Source organism: Erythrobacter sp. S249, assembly GCF_057364975.1.
In genome coordinates this window covers 1,413,659-1,430,428 of sequence record NZ_CP200287.1, presented here as the reverse complement: position 1 = coordinate 1,430,428, position 16,770 = coordinate 1,413,659, and the positions used below count along the sequence as shown (strand labels likewise).

General features: G+C 59.6%; 16 protein-coding genes. 8 read left to right on the top strand and 8 right to left on the bottom strand.

Annotated elements, in window-relative coordinates:
• Positions 1-14 precede the first annotated feature (14 nt).
• A complete protein-coding gene (locus AC0V6V_RS06670) occupies positions 15-716 on the top strand; it encodes an NAD-dependent deacylase (RefSeq protein ID WP_486164657.1) in 702 nt (233 codons plus the stop codon).
• On the opposite strand, the gene AC0V6V_RS06665 is transcribed toward AC0V6V_RS06670, so the two are convergent.
• The 4 genes from AC0V6V_RS06665 to mutM all read right to left on the bottom strand — a co-directional run bounded on the left by AC0V6V_RS06665 (position 705) and on the right by mutM (position 4,791).
• Positions 705-1,493 carry a HesA/MoeB/ThiF family protein gene (locus AC0V6V_RS06665; RefSeq protein ID WP_486164656.1) on the bottom strand — a complete coding sequence of 263 codons (789 nt, stop codon included), beginning with the start codon at positions 1,491-1,493 and terminating at the stop codon, positions 705-707. The genes AC0V6V_RS06670 and AC0V6V_RS06665 overlap by 12 nt on opposite strands.
• 144 nt (positions 1,494-1,637) lie before the next feature.
• Positions 1,638-3,101: a chromosomal replication initiator protein DnaA gene (dnaA, locus tag AC0V6V_RS06660; RefSeq protein ID WP_486164655.1), complete on the bottom strand. Its 1,464-nt coding sequence runs from the start codon at positions 3,099-3,101 to the stop codon at positions 1,638-1,640.
• A gap of 428 nt (positions 3,102-3,529) precedes the next feature.
• Positions 3,530-3,790, bottom strand: coding sequence for a 30S ribosomal protein S20 (gene rpsT, locus AC0V6V_RS06655; RefSeq protein ID WP_472640822.1), 261 nt, complete (start codon positions 3,788-3,790; stop codon positions 3,530-3,532).
• Between the two features lie 185 nt (positions 3,791-3,975).
• On the bottom strand, positions 3,976-4,791 hold the full coding sequence (gene mutM, locus AC0V6V_RS06650) for a bifunctional DNA-formamidopyrimidine glycosylase/DNA-(apurinic or apyrimidinic site) lyase (protein WP_486164654.1): 816 nt from the start codon (positions 4,789-4,791) through the stop codon (positions 3,976-3,978).
• 178 nt (positions 4,792-4,969) lie between these two features.
• Between mutM and AC0V6V_RS06645 the strand changes: the two genes are divergently transcribed.
• The 4 genes from AC0V6V_RS06645 to dut all read left to right on the top strand — a co-directional run bounded on the left by AC0V6V_RS06645 (position 4,970) and on the right by dut (position 9,639).
• Positions 4,970-5,716: a class I SAM-dependent methyltransferase gene (locus AC0V6V_RS06645; RefSeq protein ID WP_486164653.1), complete on the top strand. Its 747-nt coding sequence runs from the start codon at positions 4,970-4,972 to the stop codon at positions 5,714-5,716.
• 1 nt (position 5,717) lies between these two features.
• Positions 5,718-7,280: a 2-polyprenylphenol 6-hydroxylase gene (gene ubiB, locus AC0V6V_RS06640; RefSeq protein ID WP_486164652.1), complete on the top strand. Its 1,563-nt coding sequence runs from the start codon at positions 5,718-5,720 to the stop codon at positions 7,278-7,280.
• A gap of 200 nt (positions 7,281-7,480) precedes the next feature.
• The gene (locus AC0V6V_RS06635) at positions 7,481-9,184 is read left to right on the top strand and encodes a bifunctional phosphopantothenoylcysteine decarboxylase/phosphopantothenate synthase (RefSeq protein ID WP_486164651.1); all 1,704 of its coding nucleotides are present in this window, start codon (positions 7,481-7,483) and stop codon (positions 9,182-9,184) included.
• A complete protein-coding gene (gene dut, locus AC0V6V_RS06630; RefSeq protein WP_486164650.1) occupies positions 9,181-9,639 on the top strand; it encodes a dUTP diphosphatase in 459 nt (152 codons plus the stop codon). Before AC0V6V_RS06635 ends, dut begins: the two co-directional genes overlap by 4 nt.
• A 91-nt stretch (positions 9,640-9,730) precedes the next feature.
• On the opposite strand, the gene AC0V6V_RS06625 is transcribed toward dut, so the two are convergent.
• The 4 genes from AC0V6V_RS06625 to secB all read right to left on the bottom strand — a co-directional run bounded on the left by AC0V6V_RS06625 (position 9,731) and on the right by secB (position 13,891).
• Entirely contained in the window at positions 9,731-10,462 is a 732-nt protein-coding gene (locus AC0V6V_RS06625; protein WP_486164649.1) for a DUF4136 domain-containing protein, read from the bottom strand.
• Between the two features lie 229 nt (positions 10,463-10,691).
• Positions 10,692-11,708 (bottom strand): tryptophan--tRNA ligase, encoded by a 1,017-nt coding sequence (gene trpS / locus AC0V6V_RS06620; RefSeq protein ID WP_486164648.1) that lies wholly within the window; start codon positions 11,706-11,708, stop codon positions 10,692-10,694.
• Between the two features lie 20 nt (positions 11,709-11,728).
• Positions 11,729-13,294 carry a murein biosynthesis integral membrane protein MurJ gene (gene murJ, locus AC0V6V_RS06615; RefSeq protein ID WP_486166260.1) on the bottom strand — a complete coding sequence of 522 codons (1,566 nt, stop codon included), beginning with the start codon at positions 13,292-13,294 and terminating at the stop codon, positions 11,729-11,731.
• Between the two features lie 69 nt (positions 13,295-13,363).
• Entirely contained in the window at positions 13,364-13,891 is a 528-nt protein-coding gene (gene secB, locus AC0V6V_RS06610) for a protein-export chaperone SecB (RefSeq protein ID WP_486164645.1), read from the bottom strand.
• Between the two features lie 250 nt (positions 13,892-14,141).
• Between secB and AC0V6V_RS06605 the strand changes: the two genes are divergently transcribed.
• From AC0V6V_RS06605 to AC0V6V_RS06595, 3 genes are read left to right on the top strand one after another with little or no spacing between them, the layout of a single operon-like run.
• Positions 14,142-14,801 carry a Tim44/TimA family putative adaptor protein gene (locus AC0V6V_RS06605; RefSeq protein ID WP_486164644.1) on the top strand — a complete coding sequence of 220 codons (660 nt, stop codon included), beginning with the start codon at positions 14,142-14,144 and terminating at the stop codon, positions 14,799-14,801.
• A 39-nt stretch (positions 14,802-14,840) separates the two neighbouring features.
• On the top strand, positions 14,841-16,079 hold the full coding sequence (mltA, locus tag AC0V6V_RS06600; protein ID WP_486164643.1) for a murein transglycosylase A: 1,239 nt from the start codon (positions 14,841-14,843) through the stop codon (positions 16,077-16,079).
• Positions 16,076-16,672 carry a Smr/MutS family protein gene (locus tag AC0V6V_RS06595; protein WP_486164642.1) on the top strand — a complete coding sequence of 199 codons (597 nt, stop codon included), beginning with the start codon at positions 16,076-16,078 and terminating at the stop codon, positions 16,670-16,672. Before mltA ends, AC0V6V_RS06595 begins: the two co-directional genes overlap by 4 nt.
• Positions 16,673-16,770 lie beyond the last annotated feature (98 nt).

Below are 16,770 nucleotides of genomic sequence, written 5' to 3'. Positions count from 1 at the left end.
TGTTTGATGGCCTCATGGCAGACATTGAACGCATCGTCATCCTGACAGGCGCAGGAATTTCCGCAGAGAGCGGCATTGATACCTTTCGCTCTGCTGGTGGGCTGTGGGAGCAGCACAAGGTGGAGAACGTGGCGACGCCAGAGGGCTTTGCGCGTGACCCGGATCTGGTGCTGGGGTTTTACGACATGCGGCGCGAAGCGCTGGCCAAGGTGGAGCCGAATGATGCGCACCGCGCGCTCGCCCGGCTTGAGCAAGAGTTTGCGGGTGAAGTGCTGCTGGTGACGCAGAATGTCGATGATTTGCACGAGCGCGGCGGTTCGCGCGACGTGCTGCATATGCATGGTGAGTTGAAAAGCGCGCTATGCAGCTCTTGCGAAGTTCGCTCGCCGTGGGATACGCCAATGGCGGATCGCCCGCCATGCCCCGTGTGTCAGGCACCGGCCCTGCGCCCGGACGTCGTCTGGTTTGGTGAGATGCCGTATCAGATGGACCGCATCTATGCGGCGCTGCTCAGCGCTGATGTGTTCGTTAGCATCGGCACCAGCGGCGCGGTCTATCCAGCGGCGGGCTTCGTCCAGGAGGCGAAGGCGGCGGGTGTTCATACCGTGGAGCTCAATTTGGAGCCAAGCGAGGGCACGCATCATTTTGCCGAAGCTCGCCACGGCGTCGCCAGCGTGTTGGTGCCAGCGTGGGTCGATGAGGTGTTAGGCGGCTGAGGGCCCGCAGCCTTTGCACGCTGGGTCTTTGGCAATGCTGAGCGTGCGCATGCCGGGCTTCATGCCGTCCAGGATGTGAATTCTGCCCCATTGCGGATCGCCAAAGGCGCTGACACCGCTCAGCAAAACGCGAACCGCCTGCATGGCGGCAAAGCTGCCCGCCCAGCCGGCCATCGCGCCCAGCATCCCGTCCTCTGCGCAGGTGTCGCAATCCTCTGCATCAAAGGCATCGCCAACGAAGCAGCGATAGCAGGCATGGTCAGCAAGGTGGCCCGCAAAGGCGCCAACTTGGCCTTGAAAGCGGCCAACGGCGGCGCTGAGCAGCGGCACACCGGCCGTGACGCAGGCATCGGACACAGCCAAGCGGGTGGCGAAATTGTCTGTGCCATCGAGCACCAGATCGGCGCTGGCGATCAGGCCGTGGGCGTTGTGCGGATCAATGCGCTTGTCGGAAATCTCCGCGTCGATCTCATCATCGAAGTTTGCCAGCCAACGGCGCGCTGAGACGGCCTTTCCGTGGCCAACATCGCGGGATGAAAAAATGGTCTGACGTTGGAGATTACTGGCATCGACCACATCATCATCGACCAGAGTGAAGCGCCCGATGCCGCTGGCCGCGAGATATTGCAGCGCTGGCGATCCAATCCCGCCAAGCCCGATCATCGCGATATGCTTGCCAGCCAGCGCGACCTGACCCGCGCCGCCAATCTCTGGCAGCACGATATGCCGCGCAAATCGATCAAGGCGGGCAGGGGATAAGGCGCTGGAGACAGTCATGCACAGCCTGTTGGCATCATGTTCACAACCTGTCGACAGCCTGTGGGCAGGGCTGTTGATGACCCTGTCGACAGACTGTTGAGTAGTTGTGCAGATGCTGTGCGCTAAACGGTTAGGCCCAGCGGGTTTCTGGCAGCGCTAAAATCAGCTCTCCAGCTGGCGCAGAAGGCTGCGCACATCGCCATCCATATCCGCATCGCGGGTGCGCAGATCTTCGATCAGGCGCACAGCGTGGATAACCGTGGAGTGATCGCGGCCACCAAATTTGCGGCCAATCTCTGGGTAACTGCGCGGTGTCAGCACCTTTGCAAGATACATCGCCACCTGGCGCGGCCGGACAACGGCGCGGGCGCGGCGTTTGGATGACATCTCGCTGCGGTCGATCCGGTAGAATTGGCAGACCGTGCGCTGTATTTCATCAATTGTGATCCGGCGGCGATTGGCCGACAAGATATCGGTCAGCTGTTCTTCGGCCAGCTGCAGCGAGACCTCTTGGCCGGTCAGCTGCGCATAGGCGATCAGTTTGTTGAGGCCACCCACCAGCTCGCGAATGTTGCGCGTGATGGTACGGGCGAGGAAATCGATCACATCGTCCGGCACATTGAGCGGTGCAAAGCGGGTGAGCTTCGATTCCAGAATCTTGCGACGCAGTTCAATGTCGGCCGCCTGGATGTCGGCAACCAGACCCATCGAAAGACGGCTGAGGAGACGCGGTTCGACCCCGTCGAGCGCCTGAGGTGCGCGGTCAGCAGCGAACACCAGGCGTTTGCCTTCAGCCAGAAGCGCATCGATTGTGTAAAGCAGCTCTTCTTGAGCGCTTGCCTTGCCGATGATGAATTGAATATCGTCAACCAGCAGCAGATCAAAGCTGCGCAGCCGCGCTTTAAACTCGATCATCTGGTTCGCTTTAAGCGCTTGGACGAATTCGACCATGAAGCGCTCAGCTGAGCAGTAGAAAATCCGGGCGCGCGGGTGGGCTTGCAGGAATGCGTGCCCAATTGCGTGCAGCAGGTGCGTCTTACCCTGGCCAGTCGCGGCTTTCAGATAGAGCGGCGAAAACTGCGGCTGCTCGGTCGCGGCCATACGCTGGGCGGCGTTGCAAGCGAGCACATTGGCCTCGCCTGTGACGAAGGCGGCAAAGGTCAGCGATGGGTCGAGCCCTACAGAGCTGGTGAAGCCTGCATCGCCGATTGTGCCGGCAGCCATCGCGATTGCGCTGGCATCCGCGTCATTGGCTGGACGGCGGCCATTGTCGAGCCGCAGCTCTGGCAATTGGCGGCGTCCTGGGTGAACTTGCACGCGAACATTGCGAACTTCGCTGCGCGCGATCTTCCAAGCGAGCTGCAAACGGTCGTGAAACCGGTCTTGCACCCAATTGGCCGAAAACTCAGTGGGCAAAAACAGATCGAGCGTACCGGTTTCTTTATCAATGCCGCCAACTTGGATCGGTTTGATCCATTGGCTGTGCAATTGATGGCCCAGATCCTTGCGAAGTCCTTGGCTGATATCTGACCAATCTGCAGCGAGGTTCACAGCTTCGGAATCTTCCATCAAGTCGTCATCTGCTTTCCGACGCGTAGACCGCGCCTTTTCTATTTTATGAGCCATCGTACGTAATCCTGTACCAACCCCAGAGCCGCTGATCTGGAGCGTTTCCCCAACTTCATGACAGGCAAAGCCTTCCCATGACCCGGAATCGAAAGATCCGGGTTTCCCCTCTTCATTCAAACTTTAAAAACCCGGGCTGTCCCGCCCCGAGTCAGGCATGATGTACCTATGGATTTCACCTTGAGGCAAGGGTGCATAATGTAAAAAAACAGAAATATTTGTGTTGACTCGGCTGTGACCCGCAGGCCTCCGTTCAACGCTCTGAATTACCTTTAATTTTTGGTTTATGCCCCCGCGAATCGTGGGGAATCCTGCCCTCTTAGTGTTTCAGCTTTGTCATGTGCCGCACAAACAAAAAGGGCCGCGCCACTACGGCCCGACCCTTATGTATATTTATCCGTAAAATTACGGATGCGAGTGGGTGCGAATCAGAGCGCAGCGACTCGTTTTGAGAGACGCGACATTTTCCGCGCGACTGTGTTTTTGTGCATGACACCGCGAGCAACGCCGCGAGCCATTTCTGGCTGAGCAGCTTTGAGCGCTTCAGCAGCAGCAGGCTTGTCGCCAGCTTCGCAAGCGGCCTCTACCTTCTTCACGAAGCCGCGAATGCGGCTCATGCGAGCGGTGTTGATTTCCGCACGGCGATTGTTGCGGCGGATGCGTTTGCGGGCTTGCGGCGTATTGGCCATATCTGTGTCTGTCTCGCGGTTTCTGCGGGCCACCAAGGATGGCCTGATCTCTAATATCGGTTGCTCGAAGAATCGGCGCTCAGGAATTCACCCGTACGCCGGAAAACGCGGCACATAGGGCCAGCCTTGCGAATCGTCAATGATTTTGGTGCGATCCTGACTGAGGACGTTTTAATCTAACGCGCTCACTTTTGACACTTGGGGCAGAACCACGTGCTGCGCCCGCCTTGCGCGATGCGCTTGATCGTCCCGCCATCCTCATGGTGGCAGGCCGCGCCCGTGCGGTCATAAACATTAAAGCGCGTGGCGAAATAGCCCAGCTCGCCGTCGGGCTGCGCATAATCCCGCAAGGTGGAGCCGCCATCGCGGATCGAGGTCTCAAGCACCTCGCGAATGGCCGGAACCAGCCGTTCCAGCTGCGGCTTTGTAACTTTGCCGCCTTGCTTGCGAGGATGAATGCCAGAGCGCCACAGCGCTTCGCACACATAAATATTGCCAAGCCCAGCGATAATCCTCTGGTCGAGCAGGCACAGTTTGATCGACTGCGTCTTGCCTTTCAGCGCCGCTTTCAGGTGCTCCACGCTCAGCCCATCGCCCAATGGCTCCGGACCAAGGCTCGCAAATTGTGGCCACTGGTCCAGCGCATCGCTCGGCAGCAGATCGACCGAACCGAACCGGCGTGGATCGCAAAGGGCAAATTGATGATCGTCTGTCTCGATGATCAGGTGATCGTGCTTGTCCGGTTCCTCAGGATCGATTCGCCAGCGCCCGCTCATGCCCAGATGGAAGACCATCGACTGGCCTCGGTCGATATCAATGAGGCCGTATTTCGCGCGCCGCGACAATCCGGTGATCACCGCGCCAGTCATCACTTGCACCAAGTCTGGCGGGAAGGGGCGGCGCAGGTTGGGGCGGTTCAATTGGACGCGCGCAATGCGCTCGCCCAGCATAAAGCGCTCTAGCCCGCGAACGGTGGTTTCAACTTCTGGTAATTCAGGCATCGTTCTAGGCTCGCTGACACTCGCTAACCGTAGCCGCCCGTTCCCTCCACCCTTCCACCCGGAGCCTACCGGGAAACTGTCCGGGTGGAAGGGTGGAGGGAGCGGGCGGCCCGGCCCCACAAAAATAGCGCTCTAACAAGCTTTGCGCGCTGCACAAACTTCCCTAAGGCTCTGCGCTATGAGCGAAAAGACAGTATCTTTCGGCTACGAAGAAGTGGCCCCAGAGGAAAAGACCCGGCGTGTTGGCGACGTATTCTCCAGCGTCGCGAGCAAGTATGACATCATGAATGACGCGATGTCGGGCGGCATGCACCGTTTGTGGAAGGACCGCTTTGTCAGGAGGGTTAAGCCGCAGTCGGGCGAGACGATCCTCGATATGGCAGGCGGCACGGGCGATATTGCCTTTCGCATGGCGCCGAGCGGCGCAGCGATCACCGTGTGCGACATCAATCAGGATATGCTCGATGTTGGCGTTGAGCGGGCGATGGATCGCGGCCTAAACGATGATGAGGGCTCGCTGGTCTGGTCTTGTCAGAATGCTGAGGAACTCAACTTCGCCTCCAGCAGTTTTGATGCCTACACAATCGTATTTGGTATTCGCAATGTGACCGACATTCCAAAGGCTCTGCGTGAGGCAAACCGGGTTTTGAGGCCTGGCGGGCGTTTCTTCTGCATGGAGTTTTCGACCACGGAATGGCCGGGCTTCAAAGAGGTCTATGACGTCTACTCGCACAAGGTCATGCCGAAGATGGGTAAGATCATCGCTCAAGATGAAGAGAGCTATCGCTATCTCGCCGAATCCATCCGCCGTTTCCCGAAAATGCCGGAGTTTGAGCAGATGATCCGCGATGCGGGCTTTGCCAACACTAAGGTGGAGCCGATCCTGGGCGGCGCAGTGGCCATTCACTCGGGGTGGAAGATCTAGGGTGACGCAGCCCGCCACGCATCTGTTTCGCCTGCTGAAGTGGGGCATCACGCTCGCTCGCCGCCGCGCGCTCGTCGGCATCGAGAATGATCCTAATGCACCGCCGCCGGTGCGGCGCTTGGTCAAGCTGGCGCGCTGGATATCCTTTACCGGCAAATCTGGCACGCCCGACTATGCCGGAGCCTTCCGCGCGATTGGCCCGGCGGCGATTAAGCTTGGGCAATCATTGGCCACCCGGCCCGATATTGTGGGCGAGGAAGCGGCGAACAATCTGCTCAGCCTGCAGGACAATCTGCCGCCTGTGCCATTTTCCGAAATCGAAGCCTCAATCGCGGCGAGCTTTGGCGTGCCGCTGGAGACTTTGTTCCGCGAAATTGACCCCGACCCAGTTGGCGCGGCGTCCATCGCTCAGGTTCACAAGGGTGTGACAACGGATGGCCGCGAAGTGGCGATCAAAGTGCTGCGGCCCGGCATTCGCGAAAAGTTTGCGCGCGATATTCAGACCTATGAATGGGCGGCGGCGCACCTTGAGGCCTTTGGCGGAGAGGCCGAGCGGCTGCGTCCGCGCCTGACGATTGCCAATTTCAAGCGCTGGACCAACAGCGAGCTGGATCTGCGGCGCGAGGCGGCCTCTGCATCTGAGCTGGCGGAGGGCATGGCCGGGATTGAGGGATACCGCATCCCGGAGATCGATTGGGACCGCACCAATGGCCGCGTCCTGACGGTTGAGTGGATCAACGCGGTGAAGATCAGCCGGATTGAAGAGCTTAAGGCGCAAGGCCAAGACTTACCGCATATTGCCGAACGTCTGGTGATATCCTTCCTGACGCAAGCGATCAGCGCCGGTTTCTTCCATGCTGATATGCACCAGGGCAATCTGTTCGTTGAAGAAGACGGCACGATTGTCGCGATTGATTTTGGCATCATGGGCCGGATCGACCGGCGCGCGCGGCAATGGCTCGCAGAGATCCTCTATGGCTTGACGACAGGCAATTATAAGCGCGTGGCCGAGATTCATTTCGAGGCGCAATATGTGCCGAGTTATCACTCGGTTGGTGAGTTTGCGACCGCACTGCGCGCTGTGGGTGAACCGATGCGCGGCAAGCCTGTGAGCGAGCTGAGCGTCGGGCAAATGCTCGACGGGCTATTCGCGATCACGCGCGATTTCGACATGCAAACACAGCCGCACCTGCTGCTGCTGCAAAAGACCATGGTGATGGTCGAAGGCATCGCGACCCAGCTCAACCCTGAGATCAATATGTGGGACACATCGGCGCCTTATGTCCGCGGCTGGATCCGCGACGAATTGGGGCCAGAGGCTGCAGTGGCTGAGCGGATCAAGGAGGACACGCAAACCTTCCTGCGCCTGCCCGATTTGATCCGCCGGATAGAAGACCGCTTCCCAGCCAAAGGCGGCGCGCCAGAGCAGCCTCCGCTGCCCGATGTGCCTCTGATGACCGACCGCAAACCGCGCGAGGGCGGCAGTGTGTTTGGGTACCTCATCGCAGGCGTCGCCGGGGCAGGCGCGATGTTTGGCGCGGTGGCACTGGGTTTGATTGGTTGAATTCTTGCTGATTTTACTTGATTTAGTGCCCCATTGATCAAGCTTAATTAACCATTGTATCCCATGGAACGCGCTTGGGCTTGGCCCAAGGACGCTGTACGTCTAGGTTCTGGGACAGCGTTAACGTGATGTGAGGGAGTGAAGCGAGTGATTGTTTGCTTGCCCGGCCCAAGTGTAAGTCTATGTGTGAGGACGCAAAAATGACCGAAACACGGCCGAAAATCCTGTTGGTCGTGGGCGGCGGAATTGCCGCTTACAAGGCTTGCGAGCTGGTTCGCCTGATCCGCAAAGGCGGCGGCGATGTCACCTGCGTGGTGACCAAAGGCGGTCAGCAGTTCGTCACGCCCATGTCGCTCGCCGCTTTGAGCGAAAATCAAGTTTACTCCAATCTTTGGGATCTCAAGAACGAGGTCGAGATGGGTCATATCGAGCTGAGCCGCGAGGCCGACCTTGTGGTCGTGTGCCCGGCGACGGCCGATCTTTTGGCCAAAATGTCATCAGGCATTGCCGATGATCTTGCGACCACTTTGATCCTTGCCACCGACAAGCCAGTGATGGCTGTGCCGGCGATGAACGTGCGCATGTGGGAGCATGAGGCGACCCAGCGCAATATCGAATGGCTGCGCCAGGCCGGTGTCAATGTGCTGGACCCTGATGAAGGGCCAATGGCCTGCGGCGAGTTCGGCTATGGCCGCCTGCCAGAGCCGGATGCGATCTGGCGCGAAATCGCTTCATACTTTGACATTGAAGTCGAAGAGCCTGCTGTACCCGCGGCCACTCCCGTCGCTGTCCCCGCCAATGATGGGCAAGACGAGGAGTATGAAGTCGAGGCGATTGAGCCGGAACCGGAATACGAAGAAGAAGATTCCGACAGCAAAAGCGGCGGTCTTGGCGGATTGTTGTCGATGATTATTCCGCGCTCGACCGCGAAACGCACGCATGAAGAGATTGAGACCGAATATGTCGAAGCGGCCGATCTCGATGATGCGGAGGCGGCTGAGCTGGCTGATGAAGGCGAGATCGAAGAAACGCCTGAGTTCAATCCAGACTTTGGCGGGCCTCTGCTCGCCAAGAAGGGCGGAGCTGGTGCTGCACCGCCGATGGATCCAAGCGCGATCAACCACGAAGTCGACAAGCGCAAGGCTGCGCCTGAGCTGACCGGACAAATGGCATCATTGGAAGACGGCGTTCAAGCCGCGCTGGATGATGCGCTGGGCGGTGGCGGTTTTGATATTGATCCGAACTATCGTCCGCTGGAGGGTCGCCATGTGCTGGTGACCGCCGGGCCGACGTGGGAATCGCTCGATCCTGTGCGCTACATTGCCAATCGCTCAAGCGGTAAGCAAGGCTTCGCCATTGCGGCGGCTGCGGCGGCGCTGGGCGCGAAGGTCACTCTGGTGGCTGGCCCTGTCGCATTGCAAACGCCCGCCGGTGTCGACCGGATTGACGTTGAGAGCGCTGCGCAAATGTCTGAACGTGTGAAAGCGGCTTTGCCTGCAGATGCTGCCGTGATGGTGGCCGCTGTGGCTGATTGGAAGCCGAAGGAATACACATCTGAGAAGATGAAGAAGCGCGGCTCGGCTCCGCCGGTTCTGATGCTGACTGAAAACCCAGACATTCTCACCAATCTTGCCGGCGGTGCTAACCGTCCTGAACTGGTGGTTGGCTTTGCCGCTGAGACCGAAAACGTGCTCGAAAACGCGAAGAAGAAGCGCAAGCGCAAGGCCGCTGACTGGATCGTCGCAAACGACGTGTCCGGCGATGTGATGGGCGGCAATGAGAACACCGTTCATATCGTATCGAGCGAAGGGGTGGAGAGCCTCGATAAGATGCCAAAGCGCGCCGTTGCTCTGGCTCTGGTTGAGCGCATCGCAGAGACTTTGACCGCTGAGGCTGCCGAGTGACTTCGCACGTATCGGTGGAGCTCAAACGCCTGCCCCATGGGGAAGGGCTACCCTTGCCAGCATACGCCACGCACGGCGCAGCGGGCATGGACATTGTCGCGGCAGAAGATGTGACCATTGATCCGGGCGCGCGTCATGCCGTTGCCACCGGCCTTGCGGTCGCCATTCCTAATGGGTTCGAAATTCAGGTGCGTCCGCGCTCTGGCCTCGCGCTGAAGCATGGGATCACCGTGCCCAATACGCCTGGCACAATCGATTCCGATTATCGCGGCGAGTTAAAGGTCATCATGATCAATCACGGCAGCGAGCCCTTTTCCATCGCACGCGGTGACCGGGTTGCTCAGCTGGTGCTGGCCCCTGTTACACAAGGCGCTTGGGTAGAGGTCGAAGAGCTCAACGCGACGGAACGCGGCGCGGGCGGCTTTGGCTCCACTGGCGGCCACGAAAAGCTCTAGCCACCGCACTCCAAACGCAAAAAGGCGGCGCCGTTTCCAGCACCGCCTCTTCAAATCCCGTCCAAGGGAAAAGGATTGATTAGCCGTCCGATTAGTCGGTGCGGCGGACCTTTTTGCTTTCTGGCTTGATGGTGATGCGCAAAGTCTCACCCGAATTGCCGGGAAAGTCTGTGAACATCGCATCCACCAGGTTTGGCACCAGATATTGCAGACGGTTTGAGCTGGAGACAGCCTGCGCCTTGCCTTCAAACAGACGTTCGCCTGTCGCTGCGCTGTCGATCTTCATATCGATGCCGCTGGTGTAGACCGTGATGCTGCGCACCTCGGGGCCGCCAAACCATGGGTCATAGAAGCCAAATCCCCACGCGCCGCCAAACCGGCTGCGATGGAAACCGCGGCCGCGGTAAAATCCGCGCCGGCCGAATCGGCCATACCAAGGGCTGAAATATGGGTCGCCGGCAAAGCCAGCATTGGTGGTGCGAATTCTCTCGCGTCCTTTGTCGATTCCGTAGTCGAAGCGCACCAGCAGATTGGCTGCCTCAGGCTCGGCCTGCGAATAGCCTAGGCGCTCCATCTCGGCTTCGACGAAATCGGCATATTGCGCGAATTCAAGACCGCCAGCCAGCTTGGGATCATCCGCGACGACGGCAAAGGTCTGGCCAGTCGGCGCCGGAAGCGCGCTCTGGAAGCGCGAGACATCGGCCTTAAACGGCGTGGCGCAGGCTGCGAGGCTGAGCAGCAGAATTGGCACGCTCGCGCGTCCCAGGCGTTTCATCAACGTGCGGCCCGGCGTTTCTGCCGAGGAAGTATCGGAATTGGTCATGGCATTACCTCTTATCACTCACATGGCTTTCAAAGGCTCATGGTTTGCCGCCGCCATTTCCCTTCAATCGCCCCATAAAGTTCTGGTGCGAATCCCATCATCGAGTCGGCAAGCTGTCATCAGCAGGCCCAAGTGTAAAGACGTGGCCTGAACCCATTTTGAACGCGCGATGACTGAATCGTGCGGTTCGCAGCGTCCAGAATACGATTGGCCGCCTGAGTGGATGCCCTTATCCGCGCACGAGGCCGAGCGCTTCGTAGGTCGCCTTGAGTGTTGGCGCGCTGCGCTCGCGCGCTTTCGCTGCGCCCTTGGCCAGGATCGCATCCAGTGCCTCCCGGTCCTGCATCAACTCTCGGAAACGCGCGGTCACCGGCGCAAAGCTCTCGGTCAGCAGCTCGCCAAGAGCGGGCTTGAACGCGCCGAACCCTTGCCCGCCGAAGTCGACCAGCACTTGTTCTTTGCTGACGCCTGCCAGCGAGGCAAAGATACTCACCAGGTTCAGCGCCTCTGCGCGGCCTTCCAGCCCACCAAGCTCGCTGGGCAGCGGCTCTGGATCGGTCTTCGCCTTCTTCACCTTCTTCATGATGGTGTCGGCATCATCGGTCAGATTGATACGGCTGAGGTCTGAGGGATCAGACTTGCTCATCTTGGCTGTGCCATCGCGCAGCGACATGATCCGCGCGGCTTCTGGCGGAATGTAGGGATCGGGCAGGGTAAAGACTGGCGCGTCTTCGCTGGCGAAATCGGTGTTGAATTTCTGCGCAATGTCGCGCGCTAGCTCCAGATGCTGCTTCTGGTCATCGCCCACCGGCACATGGGTCGCCTGATACAGCAAGACGTCTGCGGCCTGCAGGACAGGATAGGTGAACAGGGCAATCGATTGCCCCTCGCGGTTCTTGCCCGACTTATCCTTCCACTGCGTCATGCGGTTGAGCCAGCCCATTCGCGCCGTTCCATTGAGCAGCCATTGCATCTCTGCATGGGCGGGAACCTGCGCTTGATTGAACAGAACCGAGCGCGATGGATCGACCCCGCAAGCGACCAAGGCCGCCGTCATCTCAAGCGTTGATTGCTTAAGCTGCGCCGGATCATGCGGCAGCGAAATTGCGTGCAGGTCGGCGAGAAAGAACAGGCATTCGCCGTTCTCACCGATATCGTCCTGCATCTTCACCCAATTGCGGATCGCCCCCAGGTAGTTGCCGAGGTGAAGATTGCCGGTGGGCTGAATGCCGGAGACGACTTGCATGAGAAATAGGCTCTTTCAGTTTAGGTTGATTTGCGGGTGAGCTTAGCGATCCGTTCGCGGTCGAGCGCGCCCAGAGCGAATGCCAAGGTGAAATAGACGATTGCCGCCGCGCCGACCAGCACCGCGAGGGCAAACAGGCGCGCAAAGATACCGGCGGAGTAATAGTCGCTCAGCATATCGCTGGCAAAATACAGCGCAGCGCCCATTGCGGCGGCTGCAATGAGCTGCCGCGCGATCCGTCCGACCAGCTGCCAATTGGCGCGGTAATGCCCGCGCATGGCGAGGATCACATAAAGGATGGTGACATTGATCCACGCGCCGGTCGCGCTGGCCAAAGCGACGCCGACGACGCCATAAGTTTCCAAGAACAGGATGTTGTAAGTGATGAATACGAAGAGCGCGACAAAGGCGGTGTAAACCGGCGTCTTCGTATCGGCGCGCGCGTAAAAGTTCGGGACCAGCACTTTGATCAGGACATAGGCGGGCAGACCCAGCACCAGCGCGGTGAGGACCGCGCCCGTTTGATTGGCGTCCTCAATCGCGAAACGTCCGCCTTCGAAAATCATCGTCACAAACGGCACGCCGCAAATGGCGAGGGCAAAAGTCGCAGGCAGCGTCAGCAGCATCGCAAGCTCGATCGCGTCTGACTGGATTCGCGATGCGCCCTCGTGATTGTCGCTGCCGACGAATTTGGACAGGGTCGGTAGGATTGCGGTGGACAGGGCGATCCCAATGATCCCGAGCGGCAGCTGATTGAGCCGATCGGCATAATTCATGTAACTGACCGCGCCGCTTTCCAGCTGGTTGAGGAAATAGAGCTGGACCAGAGTGTTGATCTGATACGCGCCCCCGCCAATCGCGGCTGGCAGGGCGATGATCCCTAGCCGTTTCACCTCTGGTGTGAGACGCGGCAGGCGCATTTTGACCTCGAAGCCCTCAACCCTGACCCAGTAATACAGCCAGGCGAGCTGCATCACGCCCGCCCCGGTGACGGCCCAGGCGATGCCATAGGCGACCTGCTCAAGGCTGGCCCCGGTCGCCATCCAGCGCTCGCCGACCAGCAAGGCTGCGATCAGCACTATGTTCAAAATGATCGGAAAGCTGGCACCCGGCGCAAAGCGCGAGACCGAATTCAGCATGCCGGTGAAGAGCGTCACCATGCTGACCAGCACGATGTAGGGGAACATAATCCGAGCGAAATCGACGGCTATCGGAAAGGTGTTCTCGTCAACAGGCTTTTCTGCCAGCAGCCAGATCACGCCCGGCATAGCGAGCTCAAATATCGCCAAGAGCGCGATCAGCACTGGCAGGAATACGCTCAGCACATCGGCGCTGAACGAGCGGGCTTCTTCCATGCCGCCTTCGCCGTGCAGGCGCTTGGAGAACATTGGCACAAAGGCAGCCGAAAAGGCTCCCTCGGCAAACAGCCGGCGAAACACATTCGGAATGATGAAGGCCTGAAACCAGGCATCAGTGATGTCATTGGCGCCGAGGACACGCGAGAAAATCATCTCGCGCGCCATCCCGGCGACCCGGCTGGCGAGGGTTAGCCCGCCAATGGTTCCGACATTTTTAAGCAGGCTCATGGCTGCACCAGCCCTATCACAGGTCTAGCGGTTTGAAAGCCTGTGAGCCGGGCCAAGCAAAACGCGGCCCTAAGCCTCGCCAGCAGGCGCACCGCCAGCGGCTGCTTCTTCTTGCTGCTTGCGAGCGAGCTGCTGAAGATAGAGACCGTTGAAATCAATCGGATCCATCAGCAGCGGCGGGAAGCCAGCATCACGCACGGCATCGGCAACGACGCGGCGAGCGAATGGGAACAGCAGACGCGGTGCTTCGGCAAACAGAAACGCATGGGTCTGATCTTCAGGCAGATTGCGCACACCGATGAGGCCGCAATAGGCCAGCTCTACCAAATAGGCGCTGCCTTGCTCGGTCTTGGCGTCGATGTTCACTTTCAAAGTGATCTCGTGAACATTCTCGTTCACTTGCTCAGCGCCAATGTTGAACTGTACGTCGATCTGCGGTTGATCCTGCCATTGATAGACGTCCGGCGCATTCGGATTTTCGACCGACAAGTCTTTGACATATTGCGTAATCAGGCCAGCTGCGGGCTGATTATCGGCGCCATTTGCGCCGGCTGCTGGATTGTTGAGATCGGTTAGGATGTCGCCTTCTTCGGCCATTTTTAAGCTCTTTCCATCAGGGATAATGTGAAGCCTGCACAGTGCGCAGGGTAATCGGGTGTTCGGTTGGCGGCGCGCCTAGCAGGCGCGAGCCGTGCTCGCAACCGGATGAGATGCACGCAAAAACCTGTAACGGGCACGCGAAAGGTCGTTGTCGATTTGTATTTAGCGCCTATTTAAGGCACTTAAGGTACATAGGAATCGGAGATCGCACGGCTGCGTGATCCCAAACCAACCGGGTATTACAAACGTGATTGTTGAAATTATCATCCTCGCCATGATCGCCGCATTTTTGGGGCTGCGTCTCTATTCGGTGCTTGGCCGCCGTGCAGAACATGAAGAGGAATCGGTTCCAAACCGGTTTGAGCCGAGCGGCAAACAGCCGCCGCATACCCCGCCAAGCCCGGCGGCAGTGCCAGTGGCCGCCAATCCTCAGCCAGAGATCACAGGCGTTTTGCCAGCGGTCGAACGCGGCATTCGCGAAATCGCTGCGGCCGACAGCCGGTTTGACCTCACATCCTTCCTAGAAGGCGGACGGACTGCCTACACAATGGTGCTTGAGGCATTCTGGCAAGGTGACCGTGAGACCCTGCGCGATCTGTGCGATGACGATGTTTACGAAGGCTTTGTCGCCGCTATCGATGAGCGTGAGGCCGCTGGTCACACTCTTGAGAACAAGCTGATCCGCATCGAAGAGACGAAGATCCACTCTGCCCAGCTTGATGGCCGGATGGCCCGGATCGCTCTGCTGTTCGTGGCCGATATCGCCGCTGTCACCCGCGATAAGGATGGCAATATGATCGCCGGTTCGCTTGATGACGCAATCGAAAGCCGCGACATCTGGGTGTTCTCACGCAATGTGAGCGACAAAGATCCAAACTGGGTGCTCGACGAAACCGACGAAGGCTAGGCAGCTTGCCTAACGGGCACTGACCTTAAGGAGAGTACAATGCGCACAGGCCTGGTTCTGGCGATCGCTATCCTCCTGTCCGGCTGCGTCCGGCTGATCCCTGAAAGCACTGCGCCTAGTGGCCCGGTGGTGACGACACCGCTGCCGCCTGTGACCGCGCCAACCGCTCCAATTACGCCGCCTGCGCCTACCGGCCCAGCGCCGACCAGCGCGCTGATGGCAGGCGTGCAGGCGGGACCATATGTTTCCGGGCTGGGGTATTCTCAGGCCGATGCAGAGGGCGCGCTTCGCTCTTTCATCGAAAGCTGCCCCAGCCTGCTGCGGCGTGAGGATACCACCGGCCTAACTCGGCAAAGCGATTGGGAGCGAGCCTGCGAGGCCGCACCGCGCAATCGCGGCACCGCCGACACTTTCTTTGCGACCTATTTTGAAACCGCGATTGTCGGCACGGGCGAGGCCTTTGCGACCGGATATTTCGAGCCTGAAATCCGCGCAAGCCGTACGCGCTCCCCCGGTTTCCAAACACCGATCTATGCCATGCCGAGCGATCTGAAGCGCGGCTGGACGGCGGATATTCCGGAGGCAGAACGCACGGGGCGAGCGCCGCTGGGACGCACCAATGACGCGGGCGAGTTCGTGCGCTATTACGAGCGCCGCGAGATTGAAGAAGGCGCGCTTGATGGGAAAGTCCCCGTCATCGCTTGGGCAGCCGATCCGGTTGAGCTCTTCTTCCTGCAGATCCAAGGTTCCGGGCGCCTGCGCACACCCGATGGCGAAGTGATCCGTATCGGCTATGCCGGGCAGAATGGCCGCGAATATGTCGGTGTTGGCCGAGTTATGCGCGACCGTGGTTTGATCGGCGAAGGGCCGGGCAAATACGCTGGCTCCATGCAAGGCATCATGGCCTATATCCGCGAAAATCCCGAGGACGGTCGCGAGCTGATGCGCCTCAACAAGAGCTGGATTTTCTTCCGCGAGCTAACCGGTGATGGGCCGCTGGGTTCGCTGGGTATTCCGGTTCGGCGGGAAAGCTCGGTTGCGGTTGATCCGCGGTTCGTACCTTACGGCGCGCCTGTCTGGCTCGATCTCGACCGCGATGTCGCCGATGGCCTGTGGATCGCGCAAGACACTGGCGGGGCTATCAAAGGGCCGAACCGCTTCGATACCTTTTGGGGGGCAGGCGAAGACGCGCGCCAGATCGCTGGCGGCATGAGCGGGCGCGGGCAAGCTCTGATCCTGCTTCCGCGCGGCGTAGTGGAACGCCACGCTGGCCAATGAGCATCCCGCGCGGCCTCAATGAGCAAGAGGCGGCTGCTTGGGCGCATTTGGCGCAGAGCGTCACTCCGCTAGAGGGGCGTGCGCGCCCCGTAATGCCGCAAGAACCTGCCGCTGGGGTGCAGACGAAAGCGAAACCGAAAACTGGCTTGAAGACGCCGCAGCCGGTCTCGCCAATGCGCAAACAGTCCAAGAAACTCCCGCGCGTGAGTGCACAGGTGGCTGCTGCGCCTCCGCCCAAACTGGCCCCGTCCAGTCTTGATGGGCACTGGGATCGTAAGCTGAAAACAGGCCGGATTGTGCCCGATTACACGCTCGATTTGCACGGCCACACGCTCGACAGCGCCTACATGCGGCTCTCCAGCGGGCTTGACCAAGCGCGGGCAATGGATGCGCGGGTCGTGCTGGTGATTGCTGGGCGCTCGCGACCAGTGGATCCAGCGGACCGCGGGGAGAAACGCGGCGCTATCCGGGCCAAACTGCTCGATTGGCTCGCCGCTGGCCCGCATGCCGGATCGATCTCAGCAGTGAGAGCGGCCCACCGCAGCCATGGCGGCGAAGGCGCGCTCTATCTGGTGCTGAAACGGCAGCGCTAAACGCTCCTTCACGTTCCACATTTTCTCAAGCTAAAAACGGAAAGCCCCCGGCATTTCTGCCGAGGGCTCTCTTGCGACCCGATCAGGCTCGTGCCGGA